Source organism: Lysobacter sp. Soil_N_23 (assembly GCF_057656135.1).
Genome location: NZ_JBDGKY010000002.1, coordinates 121,224 through 135,865 on the forward strand (window position 1 = coordinate 121,224; position 14,642 = coordinate 135,865).

Consider the following 14,642-nt stretch of genomic DNA (forward strand, 5'->3'; position numbering starts at 1 on the left):
ATCGCCCGCCTGCTGCTGAGCGTGCTGGTGGTAGCCAACGTCGTCTCGGCGCTGGCGGTCGTGCAGGCGCGTCACCAGCATCGCCAGCTGTTCGTCCAGCTCAGTCGCCTGGAGCGCGCCCGCGACGAGCTCAACATCGAGTTCGGCCGGCTGCAGCTCGAGCAGGCGACCTGGGCCGAAAGCAACCGCATCGACCAGGTCGCGCGCGACCGCTTGGGCATGAAGTTTCCCGAAGGTGCCGAAACCGTGGTGATCCGTCCATGACCGGTCGCAACGCCAGGCCCACCGGTCGCACCAGCCCGCTCGAGCGGCTGCTCGCGCTGCGCGAGAAGTTCGGTGGCAGCGAGCGTGACCGCGTTGCCGGCAAGGGCCGAGGCCGCGCCTCCTTCAACCTGCGCAACCGCCTGCTGATCGTCGGCAGCGCGCTGGGCGTGTGCTCGATCGCGCTGGTCGCGCGCGCGCTCGACCTGCAGGTCATCAGCAACGACTTCTATCGCCAGCAGGGCGATGCCCGTTCGCTGCGCGAGATCCCGATCCCGACTTCGCGCGGCATGATCACCGACCGCAACGGCGAGCCGCTGGCGGTGTCGACGCCGGTCGAGTCGATCTGGGCCAACCCGCAGGAGCTGCTGGCCAACCCGACCCGCATCCCGCAACTGGCCAAGGCGCTGGGTGTTTCGCGCGAAGCGCTGACGCGCAAGCTCAGCCAGCGCGCCGACAAGGAATTCGTCTACCTCAAGCGCCGGATCAATCCGGACGAAGCGCGGCGGATCCTGGCCTACAAGACCCCGGGCGTGTTCTCGCAGCGCGAGTTCCGTCGCTTCTACCCGCAAGGGGAGGCGATGTCGCACATCCTGGGCTTCACCAACATCGACGACCTCGGCCAGGAAGGCCTGGAGCTGGCGTTCGACGACTGGCTGCGCGGCAAGCCCGGTGCCAAGCGCGTGATCCGCGACGGTGCCGGCCGCATCGTCGAGAGCGTCGACCTGGTCAAGCCGGCGGAACCCGGCCACGACCTGACCCTGACCATCGATCGCCGGGTCCAGTACCTGGCGTTCCGCGAACTGCGCGCCACGCTGCAGCGCACCGGCGCCAGCAGCGGTTCGGCGGTGGTGCTCGACATCGCCACCGGCGAAGTGCTGGCGATGACCAACCTGCCGACCTACAACCCCAATGCGCTCAGCGTCGGCAACCCCGACACGCATCGCAACCGCGCCGTCACCGACGTGATCGAGCCGGGTTCGACGATGAAGCCGCTGACCGTCGCCGCCGCGCTCGAAGCCGGCGTGATCACCGCGCATTCGACCTTCGACACCAATCCGGGCTGGATGCCGAACGGTCGCTATCGCACCACCGACCACCGCAACTACGGTGTGCTCGACACCACCGGCGTGATCACCAAGAGCTCGAACATCGGCGCAGCCAAGATCGTGGCGCGGATTCCGAGCCAGAAGTATTACGACTTCCTGCATCGCTTCGGCTACGGCCGCAAGACCAACAGCGGATTCCCCGGCGAGTCGTCGGGCGTGCTGGCGCCGCCGTCGCGCTGGAGCGGCACGACCAAGCAGACCATGTCCTACGGCTACGGCCTGTCGGCGACGCCGCTGCAGATCGCGCAGGCCTATGCCGCGCTCGGCAACGGCGGCCGCCTGATCACGCCGACCTTCGTCAAGGGCGGGCAGCAGCACGAGCCGGTGCAGGTGCTCGATCCGGCGATCTCCGGCCAGATCATGCGCATGATGCAGACCGTGACCGAGCCCGGTGGCACCGCCACCCAGGCGGCGATCCTCGGCTACCACGTCGCCGGCAAGACCGGCACCGCGCGCAAGTTCAACGACACCGGCGGCTACTCGCGCCGTTATGTGTCGTTCTTCGCCGGCGTGGTCCCGGTCAACAATCCGCGCTTCTCGATGGTGGTGGTCGTCAACGACCCCGATCCGGCGAAGGGCTATTACGGCGGTTTCGTCTCCGGGCCAGTGTTCAAGAACGTCATGGAAGGCGCCCTGCGCCTGATGGACGTTGCGCCCGACGACATCGACACCTGGATGGCGGCGCAGGCCGAGGCCGAGGCCAAGCGCGCCAGGACCAACGGTGGCAAGCCTTCCGGCGCGGTGCTGCCGGCGCCGGCGCAGGTGGCGACCATGCCGGTGTCGACCGGCGTGGTGACCGCGCCCGGAGGTGGCCGATGAGCCGTCTGATGGCGCTTGCCGAACTGCTGCCCGACGTGGCGGGCATCCCGCCGCAGTTGCAGATCAGCGGGCTGGTGCTCGATTCGCGTGCAGTCCGGCCGGGCTACGCCTTCGTCGCCATCGCCGGCTTCGGCGCGCACGGCCTGCGCTTCGTCGAGCAGGCGCGCGCTGCCGGTGCGAGCGCGATCCTGTTCGAGCCGCCGGCACCGGAAGACCTGCCGGCGCCCGCCGATGCCATCGCTGTGCCGGGCCTGCGTTCGCGCCTGGGCGAGATGGGCGATGTTTTCCACGGCCGCGCCACTGCGGCGATGGATGTGGTCGGCGTCACCGGCACCAACGGCAAGACCTCCACCGTGCAACTGCTGACCCAGGCCTGGCACCTGCGTGGCGTCAGCAGCGGCAGCGTCGGCACGCTCGGTGCGGGCCTGTACGGCGAAGTAGTTCCGACCGGTTTCACCACGCCACTGGTGCTGCAGACCCATGAGTTGCTCGCGCAGATGCGCGACCGGGGTGCGCAGGCCATCGCCATGGAAGCCAGTTCGCACGCGCTCGACCAGGGCCGCGTCGACGGCGTGCATTTCGATGTCGCAGTGTTCACCAATCTCACGCGTGACCACCTCGACTATCACGGCGACATGGCCACCTATGGCGCAGCCAAGGCGCGCCTGTTCGCGTGGCCGGGCCTGTCGGCGGCGGTGATCAATCTCGACGACGAATTCGGCCGCGAGCTGATCGCGACGCTGCCGCAGGGCGTGCGCGCCTTCGGCCTGAGCTCGCGCGGCGCGCAGGACGCGACGCTGCAGGCGCAGTCGCTGCGCTTCGACAATTCAGGCATCGGCTTCGACCTCGTACACGAAGGCGAAGCCCACCCGGTGAGCTCACCGCTGCTGGGCCGCTTCAATGTAGACAACCTGCTGGCAGTGGGCGGCACGCTGCTGGCGCTGGGCGAGCAGCCGGCGAAGATCGCGCAAGTGCTGTCGCAACTGCAGCCGATCCACGGCCGCATGAACCGCCTCGGTGGCGACGGCTCGCTGCCGCTGGTGGTGATCGACTACGCACACACGCCCGATGCCCTCGAACAGGCGCTGACATCGTTGCGCATCCACTTGTACGGGCCTGCCCCCGCGAAGGCGGGGGCGCGGTTGCTGTGCGTGTTCGGCTGCGGTGGCGATCGTGACCGCGGCAAGCGCCCGCAAATGGCGCAGATCGCCGAACGCCATGCCGACGTGGTGATCGTCACCGACGACAACCCGCGTTTCGAGAACGGCGACGTGATCGTCGACGACATCATGACCGGCTTCGCCAATCCGGCGCAGGTCAGCGTGCAGCGCGACCGCGCCGCCGCGATCGCACGAGCGGTCGGCATGGCCGGGGCGGACGACATCGTGCTGGTGGCCGGCAAGGGCCACGAGCCTTACCAGGACATCCAGGGCGTGCAATACCCGTTCGACGATACCCAGGTCGCCCGTGCGGCGCTGGAGGCTCGGGCATGAAGCCGCTGCATCTGTCCGAGATCGCACGCATGACCGGCGGACTCCTGCACGGCGCCGACGCCATGGTGGCGACCGTTGCCACCGATACCCGCGCGCTGCCGCAGGGCGGGGCGGTGCTGTTCATCGCGCTCAAGGGCGAGCGCTTCGATGCCCACGACCACGTTGCCGCGTTGCCGGCAGACAAGGTCACCGCGGTGCTGGTGTCGCGCCAGCTCGACACCGCGATACCGCAGGTGATCGTCGCCGATACCCAGCGCGCGCTGGCCGACCTCGCCGCCGCCGTGCAGCGCGCGCGCATCGACAGCGGGAAGGGCGAGAAGATCGTCGCCATCACCGGCAGCAACGGCAAGACCAGCGTCAAGGCACTTACGCTGGCGATCCTCGAGCGGGTCGGCCCGACCTACGCCACGCCGGGCAACCGCAACAACGAGATCGGCCTGCCGCTGGCCGTGCTTGATGCACCCGAAGGCGTACAGTTCTCGATCTACGAGATGGGCGCCGGCCAGCCGGGCGACATCGCCTATCTGACCGCGGTCGTCCGTCCCGACGTCTCGGTGATCAACAACATTGCGCCCGGCCACCTGGAGCGCATGGGCAGCCTGCTGGGCGTGGCCGATACCAAGGCGGCGATCTACGACGCGCTGCCGGCCGAGGGCGTGGCGGTGATCAACGCCGACGATGCCTTCGCGCCGTACTTCGCCGAGCGCGCGCATGGTCGCCGCCTGCTGCGCTTCGGCCTGGATGCCAGCGCCGACATCACCGCGCGCGACATCAAGGCGCTGGCCGACAGCTCGAGCTTCACCCTGGCCACGCCGCAGGGCGAAGCGGCGATCACGCTCGCGCTGCCTGGCCGCCACAACGTTCGCAATGCACTGGCCGCCGCCGCGCTCGCGCTTGGCGTTGGCGCGCCGCTGGAGAAGGTGGCCGAAGGCCTCAACGCCGCCAGGTCGGTGCCCGGGCGCCTGATCGCCTACCGCCTGGAAAACGGTGCGGTGCTGATCGACGACAGCTACAACGCCAACCCCGGCTCGCTCGCGGCCGCCATCGACACGTTGTCTGAAAGCACGTTGTCGGAAGGCGGCGGCGAAGCCTGGCTGGTGCTCGGCGACATGCGCGAACTGGGGGCCGATGCCGAAGCGATGCACGCCGAGGCCGGTCGTCGTGCCCGCAGCGCACGCATCGCGCGGCTGTTCACGCTGGGACAGTTCAGCGCCGCGGCGGCCGCAGCCTTCGGCGAAGGCGCCACGCATTTCGAAACTCATGACGCACTGGCCGACGCACTGCGCGCGCAACTGCACGAAGGCGTCCGCGTGCTGGTGAAGGGCTCGCGCGGCAGCGCGATGGATCGGATCGTCACTGCGCTGGCCGGCACGGAAAAGAAGGGGAACACCGATGCTGCTTGAACTCACTCGCTGGCTGGAACAACTGCAAAGCCTGTTCGGTCTTTTCAGTTACCTGACCTTCCGCGGCATCCTCAGCGCGCTGACCGCATTGGCGCTGTCGTTGTGGTGGGGACCGGCGGTGATCCGTCGCCTGGGCCAGCTCAAGGGCGGCCAGCCGATCCGCAAGGACGGCCCGCAGTCGCACTTCTCCAAGGCCGGCACGCCGACCATGGGCGGTGCGCTGATCCTGATCACGGTGATGGCCTCGGTGCTGCTGTGGGGCGACCTGCGCAACAAGTACGTGTGGACGGTCCTGCTGGTGATGCTCGCCTTCGGCGCGATCGGCTGGTACGACGACTGGATCAAGATCGTGCGCCGTGACCCGAACGGACTGAAGTCGCGCTGGAAGTACCTGGCGCAGTCGGTCTTCGGCCTCGCCGCCGGCCTCTACCTCTATCTGTACGCCGACGTGCCGGCGGCGACGACCTTCTATGTGCCGTTCTTCAAGTCGATCGCGCTGCCGCTGGCCGGCATTGGCTTCGTCGCCATCGCCTACTTCTGGATCGTCGGCTTCTCCAACGCGGTCAACCTGACCGACGGTCTCGATGGCCTGGCGATCATGCCCACGGTGCTGGTCGCCTGCGCGCTGGGCATCTTCGCCTATGCCTCCGGCCACGCCGAGTTCTCCAAGTACCTGCAGATTCCGGCGGTGCCGGGTGCCGGTGAGCTGGTGATCATCTGCGCGGCCATCGCCGGCGCCGGCCTGGGCTTCCTGTGGTTCAACACCTACCCGGCGATGGTGTTCATGGGCGACATCGGCGCGCTGGCGCTGGGCGCCGTGCTCGGCACGATCGCAGTCATCGTTCGCCAGGAACTGGTGCTGGTGATCATGGGCGGCATCTTCGTGATCGAGACGCTGTCGGTGATGATCCAGGTGGGCTCGTTCAAGCTCACCGGCAAGCGCGTGTTCCGGATGGCGCCGATCCACCACCACTTCGAATTGAAGGGCTGGCCGGAGCCGCGCGTGATCGTGCGCTTCTGGATCATCTCGGTGATCCTGGTCCTGGTCGGCCTGGCGACGCTGAAGGTGCGCTGATGACCGACCTGTCGACCACTCGCCAGGCAACCCGCCTCGACGCCATCGGCGGCCACTTCGATCCGTGGCTGCTGGGCATCTCGTGCGCGCTTGCCTGCCTGGGCGTGGTCATGGTCGGCTCGGCTTCGATCGGCGTCGCCGACGGCCACGACGTCGGACCGTTCTACTTCCTCAGCCGCCACGTCGTGTTCCTGGCCATCGGCCTGGTCATGGCGATGTGGGTGATGCGCACCGAGCTCAAGACCATCGAGCAGCACAACCAGTGGCTGCTGCTGGTCTGCTTCGTGCTGCTGATCGCGGTGTTCGTGCCCGGCATCGGCAAGAGCGTCAACGGCGCGCGGCGCTGGCTGAACCTGGGCGTGTCCAACTTCCAGGCGGTGGAGGCGGTCAAGCTGCTCTACATCGTCTGGCTGGCCAGCTACCTCAAGCGCTACAGCGAGGAAGTGACCGCGACCTGGGGCGCCATGCTCAAGCCGATCGGCGTCGCCGTCGGCCTGGTGGTGCTGTTGCTGCTGCAGCCGGACTTCGGTTCGTCTTCGCTGATCCTGGCCGTCACTGCCGGCATGCTCGTGCTCGGCGGCGTCAACATGCCGCGCATGTTCGGCCCGGTGCTGATCGGCCTGCCGGTGCTGGCCATCGTGGCCATCGCCGAACCCTACCGCGTCACCCGGCTGACCTCGTTCCTCGATCCCTGGCAGGACCCGTTCAAGACCGGTTACCAGCTGACCAACGCGCTGATGGCGGTCGGTCGTGGCGAATGGGTCGGGGTCGGCCTGGGCGCATCGGTGCAGAAGCTGTCGTACCTGCCCGAGGCGCACACCGACTTCATCATGGCGGTGATTGCAGAAGAGTTCGGCTTCCTCGGCGTGTGCACCGTGGTCGCGCTGTATGCCGGCCTGGCCGGTCGCGCCTTCTGGCTGGGCCTGAAGTGCGTCGAGATGCGTCGCCACTTCGCCGGCTATTGCGCCTTCGGCATCGCGTTGTGGATGAGCCTGCAGAGCTTCGTCTCGATCGGCGTCAACCTCGGCCTGCTGCCGACCAAGGGCCTGACGCTGCCGATGATCTCCTACGGCGGTTCCAGCGTGATCATGACCTGCGCCGCGCTGGGCCTGCTGCTGCGCGTGTCCTACGAACTCGACCGCGCCCAGCGCCAGGTCGCCCGCGTGCGCAACGAAACCACGCCGCCGCCGGCCGCTTCGGCGCCGCTGGCAACGTCGGCGCCGATTGCAGCGTCGCAGTCCAAGCGTTCCGCCGAAGCAGTGCGCGGTACCAGCCGCCTGCGCCAGCGCGTCGAACCCACCCTCGGGAGGATCGCATGAAGGTTGCCGCGACCGATTCCGACCTGCATCCGGTGATGATCCTCGCCGGCGGCACCGGCGGCCACATTTTCCCGGGCCTGGCCGTCGCGCGCGAACTCAAGGAGCGCGGCGTTCCGGTGCTGTGGCTCGGTGCCGAAGGCGGCATGGAAACGCGCCTGGTGCCGCAGCACGACATCGCCATCGACACGATCGCGGTCAGCGGCATGCGCGGCAAGGGCATCGTCACGGCGCTGGCGACACCGTTCCGCCTGATCGGCGCCGTGCGCGCCGCACTGCAGACACTGCGCGAGCGCCAGCCCCGAGCCGTCGTCAGCTTCGGCGGCTATGCCGCTGGTCCCGGCGGCATAGCCGCACGCATCGCCGGCATCCCGCTGCTGGTGCACGAACAGAACCGCGCCCCCGGCTTGACCAACCGCGTGCTGGCGCGCTTCGCACGCCATGTGCTGACCGGGTTCCCCGGCACGTTCCCGAACCTCAAGGACGAAGTGGTCGGCAATCCGGTACGCAGCGAGATCGCCGCGGTGACACCGCCGAGCGGTCGCTTCGCTGTGCGCACCGGCCCGATCCGCCTGCTCGTACTCGGTGGCAGCCAGGGTGCGCGTGCACTGAACATGGCGATGCCCAAGGCCGTCGCCGGCCTGCGTGGCCGCCTGGCCTGCGAAGTGCGCCACCAGAGCGGCGAGAAGATGCGCGAGGAAGCAGAGCAGGCGTACGCCAAGGCCGGCGTCAACGCGTCGGTGGAACCGTTCATCGCCGACATGGCCGAAGCCTACGCCTGGGCCGACCTGGTGATCTGCCGCGCAGGTGCACTGACCCTGGCCGAGTTGTGCGCGGTCGGCGTCGGCAGCGTGCTGGTGCCGTTCCCGCAGGCGGTCGACGACCACCAGACCAAGAACGCGCAATACCTGGTTGATCGCGGCGCTGCATTCCTGGTGCCGCAGGGCATCGGCAACGACCTGGGCGACCGCATCTCGGCCACGATCGAAATCCTCGGCGAGCGCGGCGCATTGCTGCAGCTGGCGCAAAGCGCGCACGCGATTGCAAAGCCCGACGCCGCCAAGCGCGTCGCCGACGCCGTCATGGAGGTGGTGCCGTGAATGCCTCCAGGAGCGGGAACAGGGAACGGGGAACGGGGAACGCAGGGCGTGCCGTCGCCGTGTCGTCGCCCGCGCTTCCCGATCGCCTTGCCACAGCCCGCCAGCATTCAATGCACACCAACCTGTCGTTCCCCGTTCCCCGTTCCCTGTTCCCGCTTCACGGACCCACGCCATGAGTACCGCCCTGCGTCGCCGCCTGCAGCACACCGGCGACCTCGCCAAAGCCTTCCCGCGCGTGCACTTCGTCGGCATCGGCGGCGTCGGCATGAGCGGCATTGCCGAAGTGATGGGCACGCTGGGCTACCAGGTCTCCGGTTCGGACAACGCCGACAACGCCGTGACGCGCCGCCTGGCCGCGCTCGGCATCAACGTCCAGCGCGGCCATGCCGCGGCGAACGTGCTCGGTACCGACTGCGTCGTGGTGTCCAGCGCGATCCGCGCCGACAACCCCGAACTGATGGAAGCGCGCGCGCAGCGCATCCCGGTGGTGCCGCGCGCGGAGATGCTGGCCGAGCTGATGCGCTTCAAGCGCGGCATCGCGGTAGCCGGCACGCACGGCAAGACCACTACAACGTCGCTGGCCGCCAGCGTGCTCGCCGAGGGCGGCATCGATCCGACGTTCGTGATCGGCGGCCAGCTGCTTGCCGCCGGCGCCAACGCACGCCTGGGCACCGGCGACTGGCTGGTCGCCGAGGCCGACGAAAGCGATGGCAGCTTCCTGCGCCTGAATCCGCAGATCGCGATCGTCACCAACATCGACGCCGACCATCTGGAAAACTACGACGGCGACTTCGCCAACGTCCAGTCGGCATTCGAGGAGTTCATGCACCGCCTGCCGTTCTACGGCCTGGCCGTGCTGTGCATCGACGACCCGGAAGTGGCGGCGCTGGCGGCGAAGACGCCGCGCCATGTCATGACCTACGGCTTCAGCGAAGTGGCCGACGTGCGTGCCGAGGACGTCGAGCAGGACGGCCCGAACATGCGCTTCACCCTGTGCCTGCCCGACGCGACGCGCACGCCGGTGACGCTGGCGCTGCCCGGCAGGCACAACGTGCAGAACGCGCTGGCCGCGGCCTCGGTGGCATGGCAGCTTGGCGTCAGTGCCGAAGCGATCGCACGCGCGCTGGCCGGATTCGCCGGTGTCGGTCGCCGTTTCAACCTGCTTGCCAGCCCGACCACGGCCAAGGGGGCGAAGGTCCAGCTGGTCGACGACTACGGCCATCACCCCAAGGAGCTGGAGGCGGTGTTCGCCGCCGCGCGTGGCGGCTGGTCCGACAAGCGTCTGGTGGTTGCCTTCCAGCCGCACCGCTACAGCCGTACCCGCGACTTGTTCGACGAGTTTGCCGCGGTGCTGTCCAGCGTCGACGTGCTCGTGCTGACCGAGGTCTACCCGGCCGGCGAGGCGCCCATCGCCGGTGCCGATGCCAAGTCGCTGGCGCGCGCGATCCGCGCGCGGGGCCGCATCGATCCCATCGTCGTCAATGGCGCGGCCGACCTCGCGAGCGTGCTGCCCGACGTCCTCAACGACGGTGATCTGCTGCTGATGATGGGCGCCGGCGACATCGGCTACGCCGCGCAGCAGATCGCTGCCAACGGATTCAATGGAACCTCCAACGGAGAGAAGAAGTGAGCGCGCAGTTCCCGATCGGCCCGGCCCAGGTCAGCGATCCTGCCGTGTTCGGCCGCGTCGCCGTGCTGATGGGCGGCACCAGTGCCGAACGCGAGGTCTCGCTCGACTCCGGTCGCAACGTGCTCGACGCGCTGCGCTCGCGCGGCATCGACGCGTTCGCGGTCGACGGCATCCCGGCCCTGGTCGATGCGATCCGCGCCGGCAGTGTCGATCGCGTGTTCAACATCCTGCATGGCAACAAGGGCGGCGGCGAAGACGGCGTCCTGCAGGGCCTGTGCGAAGCGCTCGGCGTGCCGTACACCGGCTCCAACGTGCTCGGTTCGGCGCTGACCATGGACAAGATCCGCACCAAGCAGGTGTGGCTGAGCGAAGGCCTGCCGACGCCGCGCTACGTGCGCCTGTCGCCCGGTGCCGACGTGCATGCCGCCGCGCGCGAACTGGGCCTGCCGGTGTTCATCAAGCCGTCGAGCGAAGGCTCCAGCGTCGGCGTGTCGCGCGTGCTCGCCGACTCCGACCTCGATGCCGCCGTCGAGCATGCCGCTCATTACCCGGGCGAGCTGCTGATGGAGCAGCTGATCGACGGCGAGGAACTGACCGTGCCGATGCTGCTCATCGGCGGCCGGCACGTGGCGTTGCCGTCGATCCGCATCGTCCCCAAGGGCGAGTGGTACGACTACCACGCGAAGTACATCGCCGATGACACGCAGTACCTGTGCCCGGGCCTGGAAGGCGCCGAGGAAGACACCATCCGGCGCCTGGCGCAGGAAGCCTTCGTGTCGGCTGGCTGCCACGGCTGGGGCCGCGTCGACTTCATGCGCGACCGCACCACCGGTGCGCTCTACCTGCTCGAAGTGAACACCGCGCCCGGCATGACCAGCCATTCGCTGGTGCCCAAGGCCGCGCGCCAGGTCGGCATCGAGTTCGATGAACTGTGCTGGCGCGTGCTCGAGTCGAGCCTCGCCCAGGCCGCGGGAGGTGCGCCGGCGTGAACGCCATGCTTCGCATCGTTGGCTGGATCCTCGCGCTGGCGCTGGTCGTGCTGCCGATCGTGGCCGTGCTCAACGGCTGGATCGGCGCCAGCCAGTGGCCGCTGCAGAAGCTGCGCGCGACCGGCCAGTTCGAGCGCGTCGACGAGGCGTTGCTGCGCCGCACGGTCATGCCGTATGCGCAGCGTGGATTCTTCGCCGTCGACCTTGTCGCCGCCCAGGACGCGGTGTCGAAACTGCCGTGGGTCGAGCACGCGCAGGTGCGCAAGCGCTGGCCGGACGTGCTGGAAGTGATCGTGGTCGAGCACCGACCGTTCGCGCGCTGGGACAAGGACCTGCTGCTGTCGCAGCAGGGCAAGCTGTTCCCGGCCAAGGGCATCGAGGTTCCGCCGGGATTGCCGCAGCTGGGCGGTCCGCACGCGCGCGTGGCCGATGTCGTGACGCTCTACAACGAATCGCGCGCGCAGTTCGCGCCGCTCGGCCTGGATGTCAAGGAAGTCGCGCTGGATCCGCGCGGCAGCTGGACGCTCGGGCTCGACAACGGTGCCCGGATCGTGGTCGGCCGCAGCGAGGCACGCGCACGCATCGGTCGCTTCGTGCGCCTGATGCCGCAGCTGCTGGCGCAGCAGGCGCAGGTGCTCAAGCGCGCCGACCTTCGCTACACCAATGGTTTTGCACTGACGTGGGCGCCGGTACCGGCGCCGGCGGCCGTGCCGCAACAACCGCAAGGACAATCATGAGCGTGTTGGTATGAATCGCAAGGGCGACAAGTCGCTGATCGTTGGTCTCGACATCGGCACCTCGAAGGTGGTGGCGCTGGTCGGCGAGTACTCGCCGGGCAACCCGATCGAGGTGATCGGCATCGGCTCGCACGAATCGCGCGGTCTCAAGCGCGGCGTGGTCGTCGACATCGAGTCGACGGTGCAGTCGATCCAGCGCGCGATCGAAGAAGCCGAGCTGATGGCCGGCTGCGAGATCCGCTCGGTCTACGCCTCGATCTCCGGCAACCACGTGCAATGCCGCAACTCGCAGGGCATCGCCCCGATCCGCGACGGCGAGGTGACCTACGGCGATCTCGACCGCGTACTCGAAGCGGCCAAGGCCGTCGCGATTCCCGCCGACCAGAAGATCCTGCACGCCATCCCGCGCGACTACGTGCTCGACGATTCCCAGGACGGCATCCGCAACCCCGTCGGCATGACCGGCGTGCGCCTGGAGGTGCATGCGCACCTGGTGGTGTGCGCGCAGTCGGCCGCGGCCAACATCAGCAAGTGCGTGCAGCGCTGCGGCCTGCAGATCGACGATCTCGTCCTGAGCGTGCTGGCGTCCAGCCAGGCCGTGCTGACCTCCGACGAGCGCGAGCTCGGCGTCATCCTGGTCGACATCGGCGCCGGTACCACCGACATCGCCGTGTTCGTCGGCGGCGCGATCGCGCACAGCGCGAGCCTGCCGATCGCCGGCGACAAGGTCACCGAGGACATCGCCCACATGCTGCGCACGCCGACGCCGGAGGCCGAGCAGATCAAGGTCCGCTACGCCTGCGCGCTGGCGCAGATGGCGACCGCCGAGGAATCGATCCAGGTGCCCAGCGTCGGCGACCGTCCGCCACGGCGCATGCCGCGTGCCTCGCTGGCGCAGGCAGTGCAGGCGCGCTACGAGGAAATCTTCGAAATGATCCAGGCCGAACTGCGCCGCAGCGGCTTCGAGCATCACGTCCGCGCCGGCATGGTCCTGACCGGCGGCGCGGCAAAGATGGAAGGCGTGGTCGAGCTGGCCGAGGAAATGCTGCAGATGCCGGTGCGCGTGGGCATTCCGCAGCACGTCACCGGCCTGGGCGAAGTGGTCGGCAACCCGGTGCATGCCACCGGCGTGGGTCTTTTGTTGATGGGCAGCCAGATCGAGCACCCGCGTCGCCCGGTGATTTCCACCGGTCGCGCCGGCAGCTTCTTCAGCAAGCTCAAGAACTGGTATCGCGGCGAGTTCTGACGATGGTCGGAAGCGCTGCAAGCACGGATTCGAGAAGCACGGAATCGACGCGGCGGCTGCCGACGCCGGTTCCCGGTCCGGGCAGGGAGCCCGGGCCAAGAGGGCAGGCGAGGCGACGGCGAAGAGCGGCAGGCAGCACCAGTACTTCGAAAGCAACACGACACATAACTAGCAACACATAACGAGGACGACGACATGGCACATTTCGAACTGGTTGAAAAAATGGCCCCGAACGCGGTGATCAAGGTCGTTGGCGTGGGCGGTGGCGGCGGCAACGCTGTTGCGCACATGGTCAGCGGCAATGTCGATGGCGTGGAGTTCATCACCGCCAACACCGACGCGCAGGCGATCAAGAACTGTGGCGCCAAGCTGCAGTTGCAGCTCGGCAGCAACGTGACCAAGGGTCTCGGTGCCGGCGCCAACCCCGAGGTCGGCCGCCAGGCTGCCCTGGAAGACCGCGAGCGCATCATGGACGCCCTGACCGGTGCCGACATGGTGTTCATCACCGCCGGCATGGGCGGTGGCACCGGTACCGGCGCCGCGCCGGTGGTGGCGCAGCTGGCCAAGGAGATGGGCATCCTGACCGTCGCCGTGGTCACCAAGCCGTTCCCGTTCGAGGGTCGCCGCCGCATGCAGGTGGCGCTCAAGGGCATCGAGGAACTGAGCCACCACTGCGACTCGCTGATCACCATCCCCAACGAGAAGCTGATCACCGTGCTGGGCCGCAACGCCACGATGATCCAGGCCTTCCGCGCCGCCAATGACGTGCTGCTCGGCGCCGTGCAGGGCATCGCCGACCTGATCGTCCGCCCGGGCCTGATCAACGTCGACTTCGCCGACGTGCGCACCGTGATGAGCGAGATGGGCCTGGCGATGATGGGCACCGGTTCCGCACGCGGCGACGACCGCGCGCAGGCCGCCGCCGAGTCGGCGATCCAGAACCCGCTGCTCGACGACGTCAACCTGTCCGGCGCCAACGGCATCCTGGTCAACATCACTGCCGGTCCGGACTTCACGATGGCCGAGTTCGACGAAGTCGGTCGCACCATCGAGAACTTCGCCTCCGAAGACGCCACCGTCGTCATCGGCACCGTGCTCGACCCGGACATGCAGGACGAGGTCAAGGTCACCGTGGTCGCCACCGGCCTCAACCGTGCCGTCTCCCGCCAGTCCGTTCGTGGCAGCGAGAAGGAAGCGCTGCGCGCCCCGATCACCCTGGTGCGCAATGCCACCACCGGCCAGCCGGAGTTCGGCGCGATGGAAGACATGGCCGCCCCGGTGCGCCCGAGCTTCGGCAACAGCCTGCGCGGCGGCACCAGTGCCCGTACGGCCGAGCCGTCGTCGTCGTCGCCGGCCGTGGCCGACTTCGGCAGCGACAGCAGCTACCTGGACATCCCGGCGTTCCTGCGCCGCCAGGCGGACTGAGGTAAGCGAAAACTCCCTCCCCTGCTTGCAGGGGAGGGT

12 protein-coding genes are annotated in these 14,642 nt (G+C 68.5%); all 12 read left to right on the forward strand.

Annotated elements, in window-relative coordinates; translation table 11 throughout:
* Positions 1-264 carry a cell division protein FtsL gene (gene ftsL / locus AC3A3X_RS02380; protein ID WP_241920641.1) on the forward strand — a complete coding sequence of 88 codons (264 nt, stop codon included), beginning with the start codon at positions 1-3 and terminating at the stop codon, positions 262-264.
* A complete protein-coding gene (locus AC3A3X_RS02385) occupies positions 261-2,189 on the forward strand; it encodes a peptidoglycan D,D-transpeptidase FtsI family protein (RefSeq protein WP_487581458.1) in 1,929 nt (642 codons plus the stop codon). Before ftsL ends, AC3A3X_RS02385 begins: the two co-directional genes overlap by 4 nt.
* Positions 2,186-3,682 (forward strand): UDP-N-acetylmuramoyl-L-alanyl-D-glutamate--2,6-diaminopimelate ligase, encoded by a 1,497-nt coding sequence (locus AC3A3X_RS02390; RefSeq protein ID WP_487581459.1) that lies wholly within the window; start codon positions 2,186-2,188, stop codon positions 3,680-3,682. The genes AC3A3X_RS02385 and AC3A3X_RS02390 overlap by 4 nt, the downstream gene beginning before the upstream one ends.
* Complete coding sequence (locus AC3A3X_RS02395; RefSeq protein ID WP_487581460.1) at positions 3,679-5,085, forward strand: UDP-N-acetylmuramoyl-tripeptide--D-alanyl-D-alanine ligase; 1,407 nt, start codon at positions 3,679-3,681, stop codon at positions 5,083-5,085. The genes AC3A3X_RS02390 and AC3A3X_RS02395 overlap by 4 nt, the downstream gene beginning before the upstream one ends.
* Positions 5,075-6,160, forward strand: coding sequence for a phospho-N-acetylmuramoyl-pentapeptide-transferase (gene mraY / locus AC3A3X_RS02400; RefSeq protein WP_158733401.1), 1,086 nt, complete (start codon positions 5,075-5,077; stop codon positions 6,158-6,160). Before AC3A3X_RS02395 ends, mraY begins: the two co-directional genes overlap by 11 nt.
* Positions 6,160-7,479, forward strand: a complete 1,320-nt coding sequence (ftsW, locus tag AC3A3X_RS02405) for a putative lipid II flippase FtsW (RefSeq protein ID WP_487581461.1) — start codon at positions 6,160-6,162, stop codon at positions 7,477-7,479. Before mraY ends, ftsW begins: the two co-directional genes overlap by 1 nt.
* Positions 7,476-8,576, forward strand: coding sequence for an undecaprenyldiphospho-muramoylpentapeptide beta-N-acetylglucosaminyltransferase (murG, locus tag AC3A3X_RS02410; RefSeq protein ID WP_487581462.1), 1,101 nt, complete (start codon positions 7,476-7,478; stop codon positions 8,574-8,576). The genes ftsW and murG overlap by 4 nt, the downstream gene beginning before the upstream one ends.
* A 172-nt stretch (positions 8,577-8,748) precedes the next feature.
* Entirely contained in the window at positions 8,749-10,206 is a 1,458-nt protein-coding gene (gene murC / locus AC3A3X_RS02415) for a UDP-N-acetylmuramate--L-alanine ligase (protein WP_487581463.1), read from the forward strand.
* On the forward strand, positions 10,203-11,195 hold the full coding sequence (locus AC3A3X_RS02420; protein WP_487581464.1) for a D-alanine--D-alanine ligase: 993 nt from the start codon (positions 10,203-10,205) through the stop codon (positions 11,193-11,195). Before murC ends, AC3A3X_RS02420 begins: the two co-directional genes overlap by 4 nt.
* Positions 11,192-11,932, forward strand: coding sequence for a cell division protein FtsQ/DivIB (locus AC3A3X_RS02425; RefSeq protein WP_487581465.1), 741 nt, complete (start codon positions 11,192-11,194; stop codon positions 11,930-11,932). Before AC3A3X_RS02420 ends, AC3A3X_RS02425 begins: the two co-directional genes overlap by 4 nt.
* A gap of 10 nt (positions 11,933-11,942) precedes the next feature.
* The gene (ftsA, locus tag AC3A3X_RS02430; RefSeq protein ID WP_200606777.1) at positions 11,943-13,178 is read left to right on the forward strand and encodes a cell division protein FtsA; all 1,236 of its coding nucleotides are present in this window, start codon (positions 11,943-11,945) and stop codon (positions 13,176-13,178) included.
* 195 nt (positions 13,179-13,373) lie between these two features.
* Positions 13,374-14,603 carry a cell division protein FtsZ gene (gene ftsZ / locus AC3A3X_RS02435; RefSeq protein ID WP_487581466.1) on the forward strand — a complete coding sequence of 410 codons (1,230 nt, stop codon included), beginning with the start codon at positions 13,374-13,376 and terminating at the stop codon, positions 14,601-14,603.
* The last annotated feature ends 39 nt before the right edge of the window (positions 14,604-14,642 follow it).